General features: G+C 64.5%; 16 protein-coding genes and 1 tRNA gene. 5 read left to right on the forward strand and 12 right to left on the reverse strand.

Translation table 11 applies throughout. The features are described 5' to 3' along the window. The first annotated feature begins 83 nt into the window (after positions 1 to 83). Positions 84 to 1,694 (forward strand): amidase, encoded by a 1,611-nt coding sequence (locus GJ695_RS10005; RefSeq protein WP_154364286.1) that lies wholly within the window; start codon positions 84 to 86, stop codon positions 1,692 to 1,694. Here GJ695_RS10005 and GJ695_RS10010 read toward each other — a convergent pair. Further along, positions 1,691 to 2,392, reverse strand: coding sequence for a hypothetical protein (locus tag GJ695_RS10010; RefSeq protein WP_154364287.1), 702 nt, complete (start codon positions 2,390 to 2,392; stop codon positions 1,691 to 1,693). The genes GJ695_RS10005 and GJ695_RS10010 overlap by 4 nt on opposite strands. Before the next feature lie 109 nt (positions 2,393 to 2,501). Here GJ695_RS10010 and GJ695_RS10015 point away from each other — a divergent pair, with 109 nt between their 5' ends. Next, positions 2,502 to 3,434, forward strand: a complete 933-nt coding sequence (locus GJ695_RS10015; RefSeq protein WP_166455394.1) for an alpha/beta fold hydrolase — start codon at positions 2,502 to 2,504, stop codon at positions 3,432 to 3,434. Here the strand turns inward: GJ695_RS10015 and msrA are convergent, their stop codons facing one another. From msrA to msrB, 3 genes are read right to left on the reverse strand one after another with little or no spacing between them, the layout of a single operon-like run. Continuing rightward, a complete protein-coding gene (gene msrA / locus GJ695_RS10020; RefSeq protein WP_154364289.1) occupies positions 3,435 to 4,136 on the reverse strand; it encodes a peptide-methionine (S)-S-oxide reductase MsrA in 702 nt (233 codons plus the stop codon). Positions 4,137 to 4,151: 15 nt separating this feature from the next. Further along, positions 4,152 to 6,065: a cytochrome c biogenesis protein DipZ gene (locus GJ695_RS10025; RefSeq protein WP_154364290.1), complete on the reverse strand. Its 1,914-nt coding sequence runs from the start codon at positions 6,063 to 6,065 to the stop codon at positions 4,152 to 4,154. A 15-nt stretch (positions 6,066 to 6,080) separates the two neighbouring features. Then, entirely contained in the window at positions 6,081 to 6,566 is a 486-nt protein-coding gene (gene msrB / locus GJ695_RS10030; protein WP_154364291.1) for a peptide-methionine (R)-S-oxide reductase MsrB, read from the reverse strand. 123 nt (positions 6,567 to 6,689) lie between these two features. Here msrB and GJ695_RS10035 point away from each other — a divergent pair, with 123 nt between their 5' ends. After that, positions 6,690 to 7,400 (forward strand): response regulator transcription factor, encoded by a 711-nt coding sequence (locus tag GJ695_RS10035; protein WP_154364292.1) that lies wholly within the window; start codon positions 6,690 to 6,692, stop codon positions 7,398 to 7,400. Then, complete coding sequence (locus GJ695_RS10040) at positions 7,397 to 8,872, forward strand: sensor histidine kinase (RefSeq protein WP_154364293.1); 1,476 nt, start codon at positions 7,397 to 7,399, stop codon at positions 8,870 to 8,872. Before GJ695_RS10035 ends, GJ695_RS10040 begins: the two co-directional genes overlap by 4 nt. On the opposite strand, the gene GJ695_RS10045 is transcribed toward GJ695_RS10040, so the two are convergent. Next, a complete protein-coding gene (locus tag GJ695_RS10045; RefSeq protein WP_154364295.1) occupies positions 8,853 to 9,662 on the reverse strand; it encodes an AraC family transcriptional regulator in 810 nt (269 codons plus the stop codon). The genes GJ695_RS10040 and GJ695_RS10045 overlap by 20 nt on opposite strands. Positions 9,663 to 9,743: 81 nt before the next feature. Here GJ695_RS10045 and GJ695_RS10050 point away from each other — a divergent pair, with 81 nt between their 5' ends. Further along, positions 9,744 to 10,943 carry an MFS transporter gene (locus GJ695_RS10050; RefSeq protein WP_154364297.1) on the forward strand — a complete coding sequence of 400 codons (1,200 nt, stop codon included), beginning with the start codon at positions 9,744 to 9,746 and terminating at the stop codon, positions 10,941 to 10,943. Between the two features lie 15 nt (positions 10,944 to 10,958). Here the strand turns inward: GJ695_RS10050 and dbpA are convergent, their stop codons facing one another. The 7 genes from dbpA to GJ695_RS10085 form a co-directional block, all read right to left on the reverse strand. Beyond that, complete coding sequence (dbpA, locus tag GJ695_RS10055) at positions 10,959 to 12,368, reverse strand: ATP-dependent RNA helicase DbpA (RefSeq protein ID WP_154364299.1); 1,410 nt, start codon at positions 12,366 to 12,368, stop codon at positions 10,959 to 10,961. A 107-nt stretch (positions 12,369 to 12,475) separates the two neighbouring features. Next, complete coding sequence (locus tag GJ695_RS10060; protein ID WP_154364301.1) at positions 12,476 to 12,700, reverse strand: hypothetical protein; 225 nt, start codon at positions 12,698 to 12,700, stop codon at positions 12,476 to 12,478. A gap of 99 nt (positions 12,701 to 12,799) precedes the next feature. Then, positions 12,800 to 14,458: an acid phosphatase gene (locus tag GJ695_RS10065; RefSeq protein ID WP_166455305.1), complete on the reverse strand. Its 1,659-nt coding sequence runs from the start codon at positions 14,456 to 14,458 to the stop codon at positions 12,800 to 12,802. A 70-nt stretch (positions 14,459 to 14,528) separates the two neighbouring features. Then, the gene (locus GJ695_RS10070; RefSeq protein ID WP_166455306.1) at positions 14,529 to 15,632 is read right to left on the reverse strand and encodes a sensor histidine kinase; all 1,104 of its coding nucleotides are present in this window, start codon (positions 15,630 to 15,632) and stop codon (positions 14,529 to 14,531) included. A gap of 204 nt (positions 15,633 to 15,836) precedes the next feature. Further along, positions 15,837 to 16,322, reverse strand: a complete 486-nt coding sequence (locus tag GJ695_RS10075; protein ID WP_154364307.1) for a hypothetical protein — start codon at positions 16,320 to 16,322, stop codon at positions 15,837 to 15,839. Positions 16,323 to 16,688: 366 nt separating this feature from the next. After that, a tRNA-Met gene (locus tag GJ695_RS10080) sits at positions 16,689 to 16,765 on the reverse strand. Between the two features lie 59 nt (positions 16,766 to 16,824). Next, complete coding sequence (locus tag GJ695_RS10085) at positions 16,825 to 17,994, reverse strand: 50S ribosomal protein L11 methyltransferase (protein ID WP_154364309.1); 1,170 nt, start codon at positions 17,992 to 17,994, stop codon at positions 16,825 to 16,827. Between the last annotated feature and the right edge of the window lie 57 nt (positions 17,995 to 18,051).

Raw genomic sequence — 18,051 nt, forward strand, 5'->3', positions numbered from 1 at the left:
AAGTGTTAACGCGCTGATATATTTATGCGACGCAACAAATGCGGCGGATTAGTGATCAAGGCAAAACCAACCACGAGGATGGCATGGATCGCAGGGATTTCGTAAAACTGGGCCTGGCGGCGGGCGCTGCCACAAGCGGCAACCGGGTGCTGGCGGCCACCGGTAATGGCGCGGCCAAACAACTGGGCACGGGCGGCATCCTCGACGCCGGCGTGTGGGAACAGCAGCAGATGATGGAGGCCGGCAAGCTGACCTCGCATGCGCTGACGTCGCAGTACCTGGCGCGCATCAAGACCATCGACAAGTCCGGCCCGCGCCTGAACGCCATCATCGAAATCAATCCCGAGGCGCTGAAGATCGCGCTGGACATGGACCGCGAGCGCAAACTCAAGCGCGTGCGCGGCCCGCTGCACGGCATCCCGGTTCTCCTTAAAGACAACATCGCCACCGCCGACCGCATGAGCACCACCGCCGGCTCGCTGGCGCTGGCCGGCGTGCGCGCCGCGCGCGACGCGCACGTGACGGCGCAGTTGCGTGCGGCCGGCGCGGTCATCATCGGCAAGACCAACTTGAGCGAATGGGCGAATATGCGCTCGACCCATTCGGTCAGCGGCTGGAGCGGACGCGGCGGCCTGACCTTGAATCCGTATTCGCTGGACCGCAATTGCAGCGGTTCCAGCTCCGGCTCCGGCGCGGCGATCGCGGCCGGCCTGGCCACGCTGGCAGTGGGCACCGAAACCGATGGGTCCATCGTGTCGCCGGCGTCGATCTGCGGCCTGGTGGGCATCAAGCCGACCTTGGGACTGGTCAGCCGCAGCGGCATCATCCCGATCGCGCATTCGCAGGACACCGCCGGACCGATGGCGCGCAGCGTCGCCGACGCCGCGCTGATGCTGTCGGCGATGACCGGCATCGATCCGAAAGATCCGATCACCCAGGAAAGCGCCGGCAAGGTCGGCGACTACCGCGCGGCGCTCGACAAGGGCGGCCTGAAAGGCATGCGCATCGGCGTGGCGCGCAACTTCTTCGGCCAGCATGCGGAGCGCGACGTGGTGATTGAGAAAGCGCTGGTCGACCTGAAGGCGCAAGGCGCGGTGCTGGTCGATACCGAAGTGCCGAATATTGGCAAGTACAGCGAAACCGAAACCGAAGTGCTGCTGTACGAGTTCAAGGCCGACCTGGCCGCGTATCTGAAAGAGTATGCGCCGAATGCACCGGTGTCGAACATGGCCGACGTCATCGCCTTCAACCAGCAGCACCGCCAGCAGGAACTGCCGTACTTCGGGCAGGAATATCTGGAGCAGGCGCAGGCCAAGGGCGATCTGGAAACGCCGGCCTACAAGGATGCGCTGGCCAACAACCGCCGCTATGCGCGCGCCGAAGGCATCGATCAGGTCATGAAAGAGCACAAGCTCGACGCGCTGGTGGCGCCCACCGACGGCCCGGCATGGCTGACGGACTTCATCAACGGCGACCATTTCACCGGCGGTTTCTCGTCGCCGGCGGCCGTGGCGGGCTATCCGCACATCACGGTGCCGGCAGGGTATGTGCACGGCTTGCCGGTGGGCTTGTCGTTCGTGGGCACGGCGTACAGCGAAGCGTCGCTGATCCGCATGGCGTATGCGTATGAACAGGCGACGCTGCACCGGCGCGCGCCGCTGTTCCCACCAAGCGTGTCGCTGGCGGCGCGCTAGTTCTTCAGCACGTGGCGGAAGGTGGGCTCGATGCCCATCGCATGCAGGTGGCGGACGATGTCTTCGAGCGTGGCGTCCTTCAGCAGCAGGCCGCCCGGCGTGGTGCTGGTGCTTGCTTTTGCGTGCGGCGCTGCGGGCGCCACGTCGTCCCGGTGTCGCAGCGTGGCCAGGGCGTGCGCGAACTCTTCCTCGCTGATGCTGTGCAGGCTTTCCAGGAAGGCCGCCTGCGGCGATTCCGGCGGCGCCATCTCCAGACCCAGATCCTCGGCCAGTGCGCCACCCATGCTGGGATTGATGAAGGTCGACCACAGTCCGGTCGCGCCGTTCAGTCCCGGCGGCAGGTCAATGCGGCTGCGGCCCAGCTCAATCGCTTCGTCTTCAAAGTAAGCCTTGTGCAGCAAGGCCAGGAACTGTGTCGCCTGCGTTGCCGGCACCGGCTTTTCCAGCGACAGCCACAGTCGGTAGGCGCTGCCGCCGTCGACACTGACGGCCGGCGCCGGCAGACCCAGTTCCGTTTGCAGGGCGTTCGCCACATCGCACAGGCGCACCCAATGCTGCTCGTCGGCGGCCTTGTGGAAGTCGATGGCCAGCGCGCGCACCATGCCGCCGTTGACCAGGTCTATCGATGGCGCAGCCGGATCGAAAGGCTGGTCGCCAAACAGATAAAGCCTGCGCAGTTCAGAAGTTAGTTTTTGCATCAATCCATTGTACTATCACCTTGCCGCAGCCGTGGAGCTGCATTACCTGGGAGTTGGCTTGATGCGTAAAACTGTTCTTGCAGTGTTGGCCTTGAGTGCTGGTGGGGCGATGGCGGACGATTTCGCCGTGCCGCATCGGATGATCGCCGTCGACGGTCACAAAATGAATCTGTACTGCAGCGGCAAAGGCCCGGTCACCGTGGTGTTTGATTCGCCGTCGGGCGATGCGGGATGGTCGTGGTCCAAGGTGCAGCCGGACGTGGCCAGGCATGCGCGTGCCTGCGTGTTCGACCGGCCGGGCATGGGCTTCAGCGAATTGTCCAAGCGTCCGAACACTTCCGAGAACGTGGTCGAGGATCTGCACAAGCTGCTGGCGGCCGCCGGCGAGAAGGCGCCGTATATCCTGGTCGGCAATTCACTGGGCGGCGCCAATGTGCAGGTCTACGCCTACCGCTATCCGCAGGAAGTGAAAGGCCTGGTGCTGGTGGAGGCGGAGCACGAGGACGAAACCGAACGTGCGGACAAGGCCAGCGGCGGCAAGATCAAGGCGTTCTACAAGATGGTCTCGGATCAGAATAAAAACTGCCTGGCCGCCGCCCAGAAAGGCTTCAAGCCTGGCAGCGACGAGCAGGCGATGTGTGTCGGCAGCGCGGAGGACTTGGGGAAAATCTTCGGGCCGAAGCTGGGCGTGGCCGTTGCGGTATCGCGCGGAAAAGCCAGCTATTGGCGCGCCAATGTGGACGAGTACGATGCGGTCGACACCAGCGACGCGCAGCTGCGCAAGCTGCGCCGTCCGTTCGGCGACCTGCCGATTGTGGTGCTGACGCGCGGCGTCAGCCCGTACCGCATTCCGGACCAGCCGCAAAGCGCCACCAACAAGGCGATTGAGGACGCCAACTTCGCGGTACAGAAGGAGTACCTCAAGCTCACCACGCGCGGTACACAGCGCGTGGTGGAGGGCGCTGGCCACGTGATCCAGGCGGAGAAACCGCAGGCCGTGACCGACGCCGTGCTGGAAGTGCTCCAGCAGGTCAAGCTCTGATTACATCGCCTTGCGCACCAGGACCGCATCGGCGCGGTACTGGTCCGGCAGCACGCGCTTGAGATTCGCCACCTTCGGCAGGTCGTTGAAGACGATGTACGGATCGGACGGATGCAGCGTCAGGTAGTTCTGGTGGTAGGACTCCGCCGCGTAGAACTTCTTGTCCATTTCGACCTTGGTCACCAGCGGCTTCTTGAAGGCACGCGAGGCGTCCAGCTGGGCAATGTACTTCTCGGCCACCGCGCGCTGCGCCGGCGTTTGCGGGAAGATGGCGGAGCGGTACTGCGTGCCGCTGTCCGGCCCCTGGCGGTTCAGCGTGGTCGGATCATGCGCGACGGAGAAGAACACCTGCAGCAGCTTGCCGTAGCTGACTTGCGTCGGGTCGTAGGTGATCCTCACCGATTCCGCATGACCGGTCTCGCCGGTTTCAATCATCTCGTAGCTGGCGGTACGCGCCTCGCCGCCGGTGTAGCCCGAGACGGCGTTGCTGACGCCTTTCATGTGCTGGAACACGCCTTGCACGCCCCAGAAGCAGCCGCCGGCAAAGACGGCGGTGGCGGAGTGTTCGCTGCTGGCCGGTTCATCGACCGCAGGCGGCGCGATGACCACTGCGGCTTCCGCCGCCGATGCGGCATGCTGCTGGAAGGCGACGGCAACGAGGAGGGCGAGTGGTGCGCCCAGTTTGAGTGCGATGTTTTTCATGTCTGATTCTCCTGCTTAACCGAAGGTGAAGGCGTAGGCTTGTACGCCGGGATCGAGAAACTCAATGCTGAAGGTGTGGTCGCGGACCTCGCTGCTGTCGCCGGCCTGGCGCACCAACTGGTACAGGCGCTGGCTGTCAATCTTGCCGCTGCCGTCCGCCGCCGTGTCGGCGCCGTGGTTCTTGCCTGGCGCGGCGCCGTCGATGGTTACGCGGTAGCGCACCGGCTTGCCGTCCTTGCCTGGTCCCAGCACCAGATGCACGTCCCGCGCATGGAAGCGGTAGACGATGCTGCCGCTGCCCTGGTTGAGCGTGATCTGTTCCGCCTGCGACAGCCAGTTGCCGGCCAGTCCCCACTGGTTCAGGGCCGGCTTGGCGGGCGCCGTGTATTGGCGGGCGGCGTTGGCGGCCTGCTTCTCCGGCGAGGCGAAGTTCTCGGCGCGCTCGTAGCCCAGATAGGTTTCCGGCGAGCCGACCTGGCCCATGTCCGACTGCTGCTGCACGCCGTGCGCGTCTTCGGCGCTGACCACGGTGTTGGTCACGTCCTTGCGGCCAGCTTCTTCGAGCAACTGCTGGATCACCTGTTCCGACTTGGCATATTCGCCTTCGCCGAAGTGGTGGAAGCGGATGTTGCCCTTTGCGTCGATGAAGTAGTGCGCCGGCCAGTACTGGTTGTTGAAGGCGCGCCAGATCGCGTAGTTGTTATCGATCGCCACCGGGAAGGTGATGCCCTGGTCCTTCACCGCCTTGCGCACGTTGTTGACGTTGCGCTCGAAGGCGAATTCCGGTGCATGCACGCCGATCACCACCAGGCCCTGGTCGCGGTACTTGTCGGCCCAGGCCTTGGTGTAGGGCAGGCTGCGCAGGCAGTTGATGCAGGAGTAGGTCCAGAAGTCGACCAGCACTACTTTGCCTTTCAGTTGCGCGGCGGTGAGCGGGGCGGTGTTCAGCCATTCGATCGCGCCGTCGAGTTGCGGCAGCTTGCCCTCGACCGGCAGTTCGTCGGCGCCGTGCGCCACGGCGCGCATCGCCATCATGGCCGGGCCGGCGGCGTTGCGCGACATCATGGCGCCGCCTGGCACGGCATTCTCGCCGGTGGCCACAGCGGAGCGCATCATCGCGCCGCCTTCGGGCGCCTGGTCATTGGCTGCGGCGCTGCGCATCATGGCGCCACTGGCGGCCGGTGCGGCGTCGCCGTTTGGATTGCCGCGCGGCGCCAGCTTGTCGATCAGCGTTTGCTCGACGCTGGCCGTGGCCACGCTGGATACACGTGTCAGCAGGCCGGTATCCACGCCGGTGGCAATCGCCACCACGCCGGCCAGCATCGCCACGCCCAGGCCACGGCGTATCCATTCGCCGGCGCCCAGCGAGCGTTTCATCGCGCTGAAGACCTTGCCGCCGACCAGCAGCGCCAGTCCCAGCGAAGTCGCCGCGCCGGCCGCATACGCCAGCAGCAGGAAGGTGGTGCCCACGCTGGCGCCATTCAGCGCCGCGCCGGTCAGCACCAGGCCCAGCACCGGGCCGGCGCACGGCGCCCACAGCAAACCGGTCGCCACGCCAAGCAGGAAGGAAGAGCTGATGCCCGAGCGCTCGCCGCTGGCGGCTTTGTTGGACAAGCGATCACCCAGCGCCACCAATGGCTTGGTCAGGCGGTCGGCCAGATGCGGCAGCATCAAGGTCACGCCGAAGAAGGCCATCAGCACCAGCGCGACCCAGCGGCCGTACTGGTTGGCCTGCACCACCCAGCCGCCGCCCACCGCAGCCAGCGTGGCCACCAGCGCGAAGGTCAGCGCCATGCCGGCCAGCAGCGGCAGGCCGCTGCGCACGAAAGGCTGGCCGGTGCGGGCGAATACGAACGGCAGCACCGGCAGGATGCAAGGGCTGACGATGGTCAGCGCGCCGCCGAGATAAGAGAGCAGTATCAATAACATGATGGCATCCTCCCCTTAAGCTTCGCCGGCGACGAAGTTCAGCGCCACGCCGTCGATGCAGTAGCGCAGGCCGGTCGGTTCCGGGCCGTCGTCGAACACGTCGCCGAGATGGCTGCCGCAGCGGCGGCACACCACTTCCACGCCATACATGCCGAGCGACGTGGTGCGGCTGGTGTTGACGCCACGCTCCAGCGGTTTCCAGAAGCTGGGCCAGCCGGTGCCGCTGTCGAACTTGTTCTTCGACGAGAACAGCGGGTTCTGGCAACCGGCGCACAGGAACTTGCCGGCGCGGTGTTCCTTGTACAGCGGACTGCTGAACGGGCGCTCGGTGCCGTGCTTGCGCAGCACCTCGTACTGGGCGGGCGAGAGCAGGGCGCGCCATTCGGCGTCGGTATGCGTGACTTCCCAGGCGGCGGCCGGCGCTGCCACGGTGCTGCGGTAAGCGATGCCGGCCAGCAGGGCGGCGCCGCTGGTCAGGATGAAGGAACGTCTCGTTGTCATGATTTTCTCCGTGGGTGGAATATCGATGGAGCCATTCTGCGCCCGCAGTGGTGACAAAATCCTCACGTAAACTTAAACTAATTGTGATACTTTTCAGGCCCGGAATCCTGCACAATGGCGTCCATGGAACCCGCAAAACGTGTATTAATCGTCGAAGACGACTTTCATATCGCAGATCTGCTGCGCATGCACCTCCAGGATGAGGGGTATCAGGTCACCCACTGCGCCGACGGCACCCAGGGCCTGGCCCAGGTGCGCGCCGGCGGCTGGGATGCGCTGATCCTCGACATCATGCTGCCCGGCGTGGATGGGCTGGAAATCTGCCGCCAGGCGCGTGCAATGACCACTTATACGCCGATCATCATCACCAGCGCGCGCTCCAGCGAAGTGCACCGCATCCTCGGTCTTGAGCTGGGCGCGGACGATTACCTGCCCAAGCCGTTCTCGGTGCTGGAACTGGTGGCGCGCGTAAAGGCGCTGCTGCGCCGTGCGGACGCCATGTCGCGCAGCCAGCGCAACGCCGGCGGCGCGCTGGAGCTGAACGGTGTCCGCGTCGATCCGCTGACGCGCCAGGCCACCGTCCACGGCAATGCGCTGGACCTGACGCCGCGCGAATTCGACCTGCTGTACTTTTTCATCAAGCACCCTGAAAAAGTGTTCTCGCGGCTGGATTTGCTGAACCAGGTGTGGGGCTACCAGCACGACGGCTACGAACACACGGTCAACACCCACATCAACCGCCTGCGCGCCAAGATCGAAACCGATCCGGCCGACCCGGTACGCATCCTCACCGTGTGGGGCAAGGGCTATCGATACGCCAGCGGGGCCGCATGAATCTGACGTTATCGCAGCGCCTGTCGCTGGTATTTTCGATTCTGCTGCTGGCCTGCTGCGGCGCCTCCGCATGGCTGCAGATCCGCGCCAACATCATGCACGAGAAGGAAGTGGTGCAGGGACTGTCGCGCGGGCTGGCGCGCAGCATCGCGCTGGACGCGCAGCTGATGCACGCGGAGGACGACACCACCGCCACACAAGGGATCAGCCCCGAAGCGGTGCGCCGCCTGTTCAGCCGCCTGATGGATGTGAATCCCAACGTCGAGGTCTACCTGCTCGACATGGACGGCCGCGTGGTCGGCCACGCCGCGCCGCAAGGCAGCTTGAAGCGTGACCAGGTCAACCTGGAGCCGATCCGCCGCCTGCTGGCCAACGAGCCGCTGCCGATCCAGGGCGACGACCCGCGCAGCGAAACGGGCCGCAAGGTGTTCAGTGTGGCCGTGCTGCGTGCCGGTGAACGCAAGGTCGGCTATATCTACGTCATCCTGCAAAGCGAAGAGCATGACCGACTGGCCGCGCGCGCCTCGGCCAGTTCGGTGCTGCGCACCACCTTGTGGTCGATGGTGGTGGTGGCGGGACTGGTGCTGATCGCCGGCCTGATTGCCTTCCGCCTCATCACGCGTCCGCTGCGCCGGCTGACCACCACCATGCAGCAGATCGACACCAAGGCCGATCAGCTGGCGCTGCCGGCGCCCAGCGCGGCCGGCCAGCGCGACGAAATCGCGATCCTGGAGCATGCGTTCGGCGATATGGCCTCGCGCATCAACGACCAATGGAAAACCATGCGCCAGCTGGACCACGACCGGCGCGAAGTGGTGGCGAATATTTCGCACGACCTGCGCACGCCGCTCGGCTCCCTGCACGGCTACCTGGAAACGCTTTCGCTGAAGGACGAGACGCTGGATGCGGCCGAACGCCAGCGCTACCTCGGCATCGCGCTGGCGCAAAGCCAGAAGGTGGGGCGGCTGGCGCAAGCCCTGTTCGAACTGGCGCGGCTGGAACACGGCTCGGTGCAGCCGGAGCTGGAAGCCTTCTCGCTGTCCGACCTGATACAGGACGTGTTCCAGAAATTCGAACTGCAGGCGGCCGAACGCCAGGTGCGCCTGATGGCGACGCTGCCGCATCCGGCGCCAATGGTGCGCGCGGACCTGGGCATGATTGAGCGCGTGCTGACCAATCTGTTCGATAACGCCATCCGCCACACGCCGACGGGCGGCGAAGTGGAAATCACCGTCGCGCCCAACGACGGCGGCAAGGTGGCGGTGACCGTCGCCGACACCGGCCCTGGCGTGCCGGCCTCCATGCGCGAGAACCTGTTCCACCGCCCGGTGGCCCTGCAGGGCGAATACCGCGTCGGCGGACTGGGACTGTTGACGGTCAACCGCATCCTGCAACTCCATCACAGCAAGATCGAACTGGCGAGCGAGCCGGATCAGGGCGCGGTGTTCCGCTTCACGCTGGATGCAGCGTAAGCGGCTGGCGCCACTCGGTCAGGTAGTGCTGCGGCGTTTTGCCCAGGATGCGGCGGAACATGGCGCTGAACGCGCTCGGGCTGGCGTAGCCCAGCGCCGCCGCGATCTCGCCCACGCTGCGGCCATGCGCCAGCCGGTTGAAGGCTTCGGCCAGATGCACCTGCTGCACCCACTGGCGGTAGTGCAGGCCGGTCTCCTTGGGGAATAGACGGATCAGCGTGCGCGCGCTGGCGCCCACCTCGTCCGCCCATTGTTCGATATTGCGGCTGCTGCCCGGATCGGCCAGTATCGCCGAGCACACGGCTACCAGGCGCCGGTCGTGCGGCCACGGAATCGCAATCGGTATCGTCTCCGCCGCCTTCAATTCGGACAGGATCAGCATCGCCAGATGCTCGCCGCGTCCCAGTATCGCGTACTCGATCGGCTCGTCCAGCAGCGCCAGTATCAGCTCGCGCAGCAGCGAACTGACTTCGATCACGCGGCAGCTGTCGCCAAAGGCCGCCGCCACGCCGGGTTCGATGTAGATGGTGCGCATGGTGACCTTGCTGAGCGCTGTCCAGTGGTGCACCACGCCGGGCGGTATCCACAGCGCGCGGCGCGGCGGCAGTATCCATAGTCCGGTTTCGGTGTGCACCCGCATCACGCCCTGTGTGGCGTACAGCAGTTGCGCGCGTTCGTGGCTGTGCGGCGTGCCGGAAACGCCGTGTTCCTCGTCGCGCGCCATGGCGGTGACGGTGCGGGGGACGCGCTGGTAATCGCGGTGGTCGCTGCTGCGTGGGATGGTAGGCATTGTCACTTATTCGACGAAAGTTGGAATATCAAACTTTGCCGACCATATTACACTGCTTTATCCTCAAACAAGGTCTCTACTATGAATACCGCTACCGCCACCATCAGCCGGCCCCACGGCGAAACCGTCATGCAGATCCTGGGCGCCGTCGCGCTGGTGCACCTGCTGAACGATCTGACCCAGGCCATGCTGCCGTCGATTTACCCGATGCTGAAGGCCGAATTCGGCCTGAGTTTCACCCAGGTCGGCCTGATCACGCTGACGTTCCAGTGCACCGCCTCGCTGCTGCAACCGTGGATCGGCCTGTACACCGACAAGCGCCCGATGCCTTTCCTGCTGCCGATGGGGATGGTGGCCACGCTGGTCGGCGTGCTGATGATGTCCTTCGCCTCGACCTTCCCGGCGCTGCTGGTGTCGGCCGCGCTGATCGGCGTCGGCTCCTCGACCTTCCACCCGGAAGCCTCGCGCGTGGCGCGTGCCGCCTCGGGTGGCCGCTTCGGCTTTGCGCAATCGCTGTTCCAGGTGGGCGGCAATGCCGGTTCGGCGCTTGGTCCGGTGCTGGCGGCTGCTGTCATCATCGGCCGTGGCCAGGGCAATATCGCCTGGTTCGCGCTGCTGGTGCTGGCCGCGATCGTGGTGCTGGTGTATGTGAGCCGCTGGCACAGTCACCATCTGGCGCAGCCGAAGAAGGCTGCCGCCGCGCCGGTGTCGCCGCTGCCTAAATCGCAGGTGTACGGCGCCATGACGGTGCTGGCGCTGCTGGTCTTCTCGAAGTACATCTACATGTCCAGCCTGACCAGCTACTACACCTTCTACCTGATCGATAAATTCGGCGTGTCGGTGGCGAATGCGCAGATGTATCTGTTCCTGTTCCTGGCGGCTGTCGCTGCCGGCACCTTCATGGGCGGCCCGATCGGCGACCGCATTGGCCGCAAGCGCGTGATCTGGATTTCGATCCTGGGCGCGGCGCCGTTCACGCTGGCGCTGCCTTACGTCGGCCTGTTCTGGACCGCGGTGCTGACGGTGATTATCGGCTTCGTGATTTCGTCGGCGTTTTCGGCCATCGTGGTGTTTGCGCAGGAACTCATGCCGGGCAAGGTCGGCATGGTGGCGGGCATCTTCTTTGGTCTGATGTTCGGCGTGAGCGGCATCGGCGCCGCCGCCATGGGCCACATCGCAGACGTCAGCGGCATCGCCTACGTCTACAAGCTGTGTTCCTACCTGCCGCTGCTGGGCATTCTGACGGTGCTGCTGCCGCACATCGAGCAGCAGAAGCACTAAGCGGCACTGCTTGAATCAGGCGTCGATGAAGCGCATCTTGAAGTTGCGGCCTTTGATGGCGCCGAAATCGCCGCCCAGCGGATTGCCTTTGTTCAGGCGCGCAAAGGCGTCGTAGGCCACGCGGCGGTCGATGGCGACGTAGGTCTGGAACTCGGTCACGTTGATCTTGCCGACTTGTTCCTTGCTCAGGCCAGCGTCGCCGGTCAGCGCGCCCAGCACGTCGCCCGGGCGCAGCTTGTCCTTCTTGCCGCCCGAGATCACCAGCGTCATCATCGGCGCCGGGTCGACGCCGTATTCGTTGTCGTCCAGGCTTTTCAGGTCGAACCATTCGACCGGCTGGCCCTGATATTCCTCGATCAGCTTGACCCACTTCTTCTCGTTCGGCGCGCACAGCGACAGGGCCAGGCCTTGTTCGTTGCCACGGCCGGTGCGGCCCACGCGGTGGATGTGCACCTCGGTGTCCTTGGAGACGTCGACGTTGATCACCGCTTCCAGGTTCGGGATGTCCAGGCCGCGCGCGGCGACGTCGGTGGCCACCAGTACGGAGCAGCTACGGTTGGCGAACAGGATCAGGATCTCGTCGCGTTCACGTTGTTCCAGCTCGCCGTACAGCGCCAGTGCGGAGAAGCCTTTCTCCTGCAGCGACTCCACCAGTTCACGGCACTGCACCTTGGTGTTGCAGAAGGCGATGGCCGATACCGGCTTGTAGTGGCCCAGCAGGCGCGCCACGGCGTCGTTGCGCTGGTCGAAGCCGATTTCGAAGAACAGCTGTTCGATCTTGCTGTTGTCGTGCTGCGCTTCCACCGTCACCTCGACCGGATCGGCCAGGAAGTCGTCGGTGGCGCGGCGGATGTCGTCCGGGTAGGTGGCCGAGAACAGCAAGGTCTGGCGGCGTTTCGGGCAGGCGCTGACGATGCCGGCGATTTCGTCGTAGAAGCCCATGTCGGTCATGCGGTCCGCTTCATCCAGCACCAGCGTGCTCACTTTCGACAGGTCCAGGGTTTCGCGGCCCAGGTGGTCGCGCACGCGGCCGGGCGTACCGACGATGATGTGGGCGCCGTGTTCCAGCGAAGCGATCTGCGGGCGCATCGGCGAGCCGCCGGTCAGCACCAGCACCTTGACGTTGCCGGTCGAACGGGCCAGGCGGCGCAGCTCACCGGCCACCTGGTCGGCCAGTTCGCGCGTCGGGCACAGCACCAGCGCCTGCACCGCGAACCAGGCCGGATTCAGCTTGGCCAGGATGCCGATGCCGAAGGCGGCGGTCTTGCCGCTGCCGGTTTTGGCCTGGGCGATCAGGTCGCGGCCTTCCAGCACCGACGGCAGGCTTTGCGCCTGGATGGTCGTCATTTCCTTGTAGCCGAGCGAGTCGAGGTTGTCCAGGAAGGCGGGGCTCAGCGGCAGGCTGGCAAAGGAGGTGGAAGTCATGGTGGCGGACCCTGTTCAAAAAGGATGTGGGCACAGTCTAACAGGCTAACCGTAGCCTGGCCCACTGTGCGGAAGGTGTTTGTGAGGCTTGCAGCAGCTGTACCGTATCAGTCGCGCTTCCATACCGGCAAACCGGTAAGGTCGAGATTCTCGTCGCGGACCCAGACCGGCAGGCCGGTCGTATCGGTCGGTTCCAGCAGTTCCAGCTGTTCCTGCTTGAGCGAGGCACGCTTGCCGCGCGGCGGCGTTGGACGTTTTGCTTCCGGTTCGAGCGGCGCGGCAGGGGCAAAGCCCGGCAGGTCGAACGTAGCGTTATCTTTTTTATCTCTCATCGGGGAAAAAACAAAAGCCCGGCTGTAGTAGTCGGGCTCCGGTAGCTTACTGGATTAATTGCGCGCAGTGTAACACAAACTGTTGCTGCAAAGCGCAACTCAGCGGAAGCTCAGCGCCCCCGTCAGATCGCCCGGCGGCGTGGCGTGGCGCGCCGCGAAGGCTTCGTTGCGGGTCTTCAGGCCCTCCAGCAGCGGCAGGTCGTGCAGGCGGGTGATGAAGCGCATGATCGAGGTGGTGTCGTAGAAGCTGTGGTCGACGTGGCCTTTTTTCGCGAACGGCGAAATGACGATGGCCGGGATGCGCGAGCCTGGCCCCCAGCGGTCGCCCTTCGGCGGCGCCACGTGGTCCCACCAGCCGCCGTTTTCGTCGAAGGCGATCACCACCAGCATGTTCTTGAACTGCGGCGACTTCTTCAGGTGCTCGATGACGTTGGTGATGTGGGCGTCGCCCGCTTCGATGTCCGAGTAGCCGGCGTGCAGGTTCAGATTCCCCTGCGGCTTGTAGAAGGTCACGGCCGGCAGCTTGCCGGCCACCGCGTCGGCGATGAATTTGTTGGAGATCGGGCTGTCGCCCAGGCCGCCGTCGCGCAGGTGTTCGGTGCGGGCGGCGGTGCCCGGCGCGAACTGCTTGAAGTAGTTGAATGGCTGGTGGTGGTACTGGAAGTTCGGCTTCTCGCCGCCGCCGCGCGCGTCCAGCGCCGCCTGCCACGCGCCGCCGTACCACGCCCAGCTCACGTTTTTACGCGACAGCAGGTCGCCGATGGTGTCGTAGGTTTGCGGCGGCAGGGTGCCGGCGTCCTTCGGATCGGCATGCAGCGGATCGCCGTCGTAGGCCGGACGGATGTAGCTTGGCTGATACGGCGGCGCCATGGTGTTGACCGCGTAGCCGTCCGGCGTGATGGCGCCGTTGTTGACGAAGTGCGGATGGCCGTCCAGCGCCGAAGCAGGGGAGTCCGGCGCGGTGGACAGGCGCATGCCGGTCGGGCCGTCGTCTAGCACCGCGATCTTCTTCTTGGCCGCAGTGTCCTTGGCGTTGAAGTACTCCGGCACGCGGCCGGTGATCAGGAACTGGTGGTTCAGGTAGGAGCCGCCGAAGGCCGCCATGAAGAAGTTATCGCACAGCGTGTACTGTTCGGCGATCTTCCACAGACCGAGGTTCTTGCTGGTTTCGCCGTAGTAGCCCATCACCATGCCGCCGGTGTTGCCCCACGCGGCGAAGCCGTCGTTCTTGCCGCCGTTGATCTGCATCTGGTTCTGGTAGAACAAATGCCACAGGTCGCGCGTGATCACGCCTTCCGGCAGCGGCTTGCCTTCGGTGTCGACCAGCTTGAACGGGCCGTTCGGCAGGTTCTTGATGTCGTCTTCCTTGATCGCGTATTTTTTGCCGCCGATGTCCTGCGTGTTCGGCACCATGCCGCCCCAGATTTTCGGCAGCACCGGCAGCACCGAGCCGTCGCGGTCGCGCTGCTGGCTGGCCGCTGGCGCGACGGACGACAGCGGACTGGCGGTGCCGGGGAAGTTGGCGAACAGGTTGTTGAAGCTGCGGTTCTCCAGGTAGATCACCACCACGTTCTTGATGTTGGCCTTGATCTTGTCATCGAGCGAGCCTTTGGCGGCGGTCCTGGCCGGCGCGGCTTCGGTCAGCGCGGGCAGGGAAGTCGCCAGGCCGGCGGCGCCGGCGGCCTGGAAGATGCGGCGGCGCGAAGGGCTGACTGGTGCATCCTGCTGTTGTGCTGCTGCGATTGTTTGATCCTTCACGCGCGACTCCCCGGCTAAGCTAAAACGATAATTGTGACAGCTTTGCGACCAATTGGGTATGCAACAGGTTTCAGTCCGTTTCGACAAACGGCCGGCAATCGACCGGGATATCGATCAGGAAGGTGGTGCCGCCGGCCGGCGAGCTGTCCACCGCGACGCTGCCGCCGTGGCTCTCGGCCACGCTCTTCACGAACGGCAGGCCCATGCCCCAGCCGCGCTTGTCCTTGGCGCCGCCTTCGCGCCACAGGTATTCGAAGATCTGCCCGTGGTGTTCCGGCGCGATCGGATTGCCGCTGTTGTGCACCGACAGCAGCATGCGGCCGTGCGCTTCATCGATCTTGATCTGCACGCCGTTGCCGTCACCGTACTTGATGCCGTTGACGACCAGGTTTTCCAGCGCGCGACGCAACGAGTCTTCGCACCAGTAGCCGACCACCGAGGCGCCCACCACCGCGCATTCGGCATCGTCGCCGACGCTGGTGTCGCGGCACACAGTCCTGGCCAGATCCTGCACATCGAATTCGCTGAGATTGAGCGGCAGTTTTTCGCCGCGGTTGAAGCTCAATGCATCCAGCAGTTCCTCGATCATGGTGGCCAGGCGCTTGCCGTTGTCCAGTATCCGCGTGGCGATGAGCGGCGTGCGGTCCGGATTGGCGCCGAGCGACAGCACGTGCGCGGCGCTGACGATCACCGACAGCGGATTGCGCATGTCGTGCGACAGCGAGGCCGCCATCTTGTGGCGGAACGAGTCGTGCATCGAGGTGAACTTGCGGATCGACTCGCGCACGGCGCTGTCGATCGAGCTGTTGACGATGCCCCATTCGGCGCGCGTCAGCGTCACGCCTTGCTCATCGGCGACCTGCGAGAAGGCGTCGCGGAACAGCTGGTATTCGTGGACGATCTGTTCCGGCTCGTAGGAAGTCATGCGGGCGCGCTCGTCGCCGTGGGCGGCGGCGATGTCGTTGTTGCTGGTCGCGTTGCTGCGCGGATGATTCGGCGTGAGCGCTTCCGCAATATTGTCGTAAAAGACAGGCAGGGTATTCAGCAGCGTGGGATGCAGGATGTGGCGTGCATCCTTGATCAGGCGGCGCACCTGGCTTTCCCATTCCGCGAACACGGCATCGCGCATCGCGAGCACTTGCTTGGACGTGGCCGACAAGCCGTTTGCGTTCATTTTTTGATCTGATGCCAGCATGCCGCAGGGCTTCCTCGCGAAATTGTTATGGACATATGTAAACTGGAGCGGGCGAGGATTGGGGCCACTGCGCATATTTGCCAGCAATGATACGCCAAAGGTGCTGCGGTGGGCGCAAAAAAGCACAAAGCCGCTGATCTTTCAAGGAACCAGCGGCTTGAGTCGTCTTGGACCGGTGCAATGCTATCGAGCGAAAAGGAAGACTTTCATGCGTGACAGGGCCCAATAGCTGACTGCAAAGAGCAAGATGCCCATGCGTATCACCACGCTGGCAGTCGGTCCCCACAGCCCTTCCAGGAACACCGACAGGGACAGCGCCAGACCAATGGCGCCAAGCGCACGGACAATGCCGCGTCCCCACACCATCATGGCGATAGCGGCCAGAACGAACAGCCACTGCGGTATGAGATAGAGCAGTGGGATGCCGCGCAGTCCGTTGGCGCCGAGTACCGCCACGAACAGCGCGAATACATAGAGGATCGCTGCGCACAACAGGAAGCCAAGGTCCTTGGTCCGATCCGCCGACTTGCTGAGGACTTGCGTGACCAGCACGATCAGCACGATTGCCGCGCTGAGTTGTCCGATGACCGGCAGAGCCATTAACAATGCCAGGCCCAGGATGCTGATTGCCTGATTTCTCGCCGCTTCGGTTTTGGCGTCCACTAGCATAATATTTACCTTTTAATATCGGAAAAATTATTCTATTGCTTCGTTTCTTCCTGCGCTTGAACCAATGCGACATGCTGCGGAATTTTTATATCAATTTGCAAAAGGCCTGAAATGAAGAAAGCTGCAAATGGATGGCTGCGGAAAGCGGACGCTGGAGAGGGCGTTGCAGGCGATGGGCATCACAACTGGCAAGTTGCGGCTTGCGAGCATGATTATTGGTGCCACCAACCAGCTACAGTCGGATACGAGCCTGACGCACATCGCCGCGACCAGGGCTTTTCGGATCTGGCCCACATGCCTCGGCGGACGCGCCATAAAAGCAAAAAGCCGTTGATTCTTCTAAAGGAATCAACGGCTTGCGTATTCTGGTTGCGGGGACAGGATTTGAACCTGTGACCTTCGGGTTATGAGCCCGACGAGCTGCCAGACTGCTCCACCCCGCGTCTGAGGCCATAATTATATACAAGCGCGATGAATTGCGCAAGGCCTTATATTTTGATGCTTATATGGCAGCCAGGCGCCACAGCGAGGTGACTTCGGCGGCGCGGGCGGCGTGCAGCGGATCGGTGGCGTCGGCGGCGCGCGGATGTGTCGGGCGGACGTCGTGGCGGTCCAGCACTTTCAGGCCGGCGGCGGCGATCCATGCCAGCAGCTGCTCGCGCGGACGCAGGCCCAGATGCTCGGCCAGGTCCGACAGAATCAGCCAGCCTTCGCCGCCCGGCGTCAAATGCGCGGACAGGCCGGAGAGGAAACCGCGCAGCATGCGGCTGTCCGGATCGTAGACCGCGTATTCGATCGGCGAGCTCGGACGCGCGGGCACCCACGGCGGATTACACACCACCAGCGGCGCGCGGCCTTCCGGGAACAGGTCCGCGGCCAGCAGCTCGACCTTGTCGTCGAGATTCAGCAGCGCCAGGTTTTCGCGGGCGCAGCGCAGCGCGCGCGGGTCCTGGTCGGTGCCGATCACGCGGGCGATGCCGCGCTTGGCCAGCACCGCTGACAGCACGCCGGTGCCGACGCCGATGTCGAACGCCAGCTTGACGCCCGAAGGCAGCGGCGCATCCGCCACCATCTGCACATACTCGCCGCGCACTGGCGAGAACACGCCATAATGCGGATGGATGCGCGCGCCCAGCGCCGGAATCTCGACGCCGGTACGGCGCCATTCGTGCGCACCGATCACGCCGAGCAGCTCGCGCATCGAGGCGATGAACGGTTCTTCGTAGCGGCCGTAGGCTTCGTTGCAGGCCAGCTTGACTTCCGGCGCGCGGCGCAGCGGGATGCTGTAGTCCTCGTCGAAAGGAATCAGCAGCATGGCCAGCGTGCGGGCGCGTTGCGACTGCGCCTGGCGATGCAGGTTGAACGCGTCGGTCGGCGTGGCTGGAATCTTGGCGGGCTTGTTCTTCTTGGCCGGCTTGCCTTTGTGGTCGGCGCGGCGCGCCAGCGCCTGCAGCAGTTGGCGCGCGTTCTGGAAGTCGCCGCGCCACAGCAGGGCGGTGCCTTCGCAGGCCAGGCGGTAGGCGACATCGGCGTTGGTGCGGTCGTCGGCGATGACGACGCGCTTCGGCGGCGGCATGCCGGCTTCGGAGCGCCAGCGCGCCGAGCGTGGTTCGCCGTTTTCCTCCCAGTGGATTTGCTGTGGAATCGGAGCGGAGGAGGTTTGTTCAGGCATGTGGGGGCAATCGACAGGAAATAGGACGCGCTGCGCCAGGCGGCGCAGCGGAAAGTG

This window comes from Duganella alba, from assembly GCF_009674495.1.
GTDB classification, from domain to species: Bacteria; Pseudomonadota; Gammaproteobacteria; order Burkholderiales; family Burkholderiaceae_D; genus Rugamonas; species Rugamonas alba.

Excerpts from the sequence above, each read along its gene's own strand:
- GJ695_RS10005 (WP_154364286.1), top strand. The coding sequence starts at position 84 with ATGGATCGCAGGGATTTCGTAAAACTGGGCCTGGCGGCGGGCGCTGCC.
- GJ695_RS10010 (WP_154364287.1), bottom strand. The coding sequence starts at position 2,392 with ATGCAAAAACTAACTTCTGAACTGCGCAGGCTTTATCTGTTTGGCGAC.
- GJ695_RS10015 (WP_166455394.1), top strand. The coding sequence starts at position 2,502 with ATGGCGGACGATTTCGCCGTGCCGCATCGGATGATCGCCGTCGACGGT.
- msrA (WP_154364289.1), bottom strand. The coding sequence starts at position 4,136 with ATGAAAAACATCGCACTCAAACTGGGCGCACCACTCGCCCTCCTCGTT.
- GJ695_RS10025 (WP_154364290.1), bottom strand. The coding sequence starts at position 6,065 with ATGTTATTGATACTGCTCTCTTATCTCGGCGGCGCGCTGACCATCGTC.
- msrB (WP_154364291.1), bottom strand. The coding sequence starts at position 6,566 with ATGACAACGAGACGTTCCTTCATCCTGACCAGCGGCGCCGCCCTGCTG.
- GJ695_RS10035 (WP_154364292.1), top strand. The coding sequence starts at position 6,690 with ATGGAACCCGCAAAACGTGTATTAATCGTCGAAGACGACTTTCATATC.
- GJ695_RS10040 (WP_154364293.1), top strand. The coding sequence starts at position 7,397 with ATGAATCTGACGTTATCGCAGCGCCTGTCGCTGGTATTTTCGATTCTG.
- GJ695_RS10045 (WP_154364295.1), bottom strand. The coding sequence starts at position 9,662 with ATGCCTACCATCCCACGCAGCAGCGACCACCGCGATTACCAGCGCGTC.
- GJ695_RS10050 (WP_154364297.1), top strand. The coding sequence starts at position 9,744 with ATGAATACCGCTACCGCCACCATCAGCCGGCCCCACGGCGAAACCGTC.
- dbpA (WP_154364299.1), bottom strand. The coding sequence starts at position 12,368 with ATGACTTCCACCTCCTTTGCCAGCCTGCCGCTGAGCCCCGCCTTCCTG.
- GJ695_RS10060 (WP_154364301.1), bottom strand. The coding sequence starts at position 12,700 with ATGAGAGATAAAAAAGATAACGCTACGTTCGACCTGCCGGGCTTTGCC.
- GJ695_RS10070 (WP_166455306.1), bottom strand. The coding sequence starts at position 15,632 with ATGAACGCAAACGGCTTGTCGGCCACGTCCAAGCAAGTGCTCGCGATG.
- GJ695_RS10075 (WP_154364307.1), bottom strand. The coding sequence starts at position 16,322 with ATGCTAGTGGACGCCAAAACCGAAGCGGCGAGAAATCAGGCAATCAGC.
- GJ695_RS10085 (WP_154364309.1), bottom strand. The coding sequence starts at position 17,994 with ATGCCTGAACAAACCTCCTCCGCTCCGATTCCACAGCAAATCCACTGG.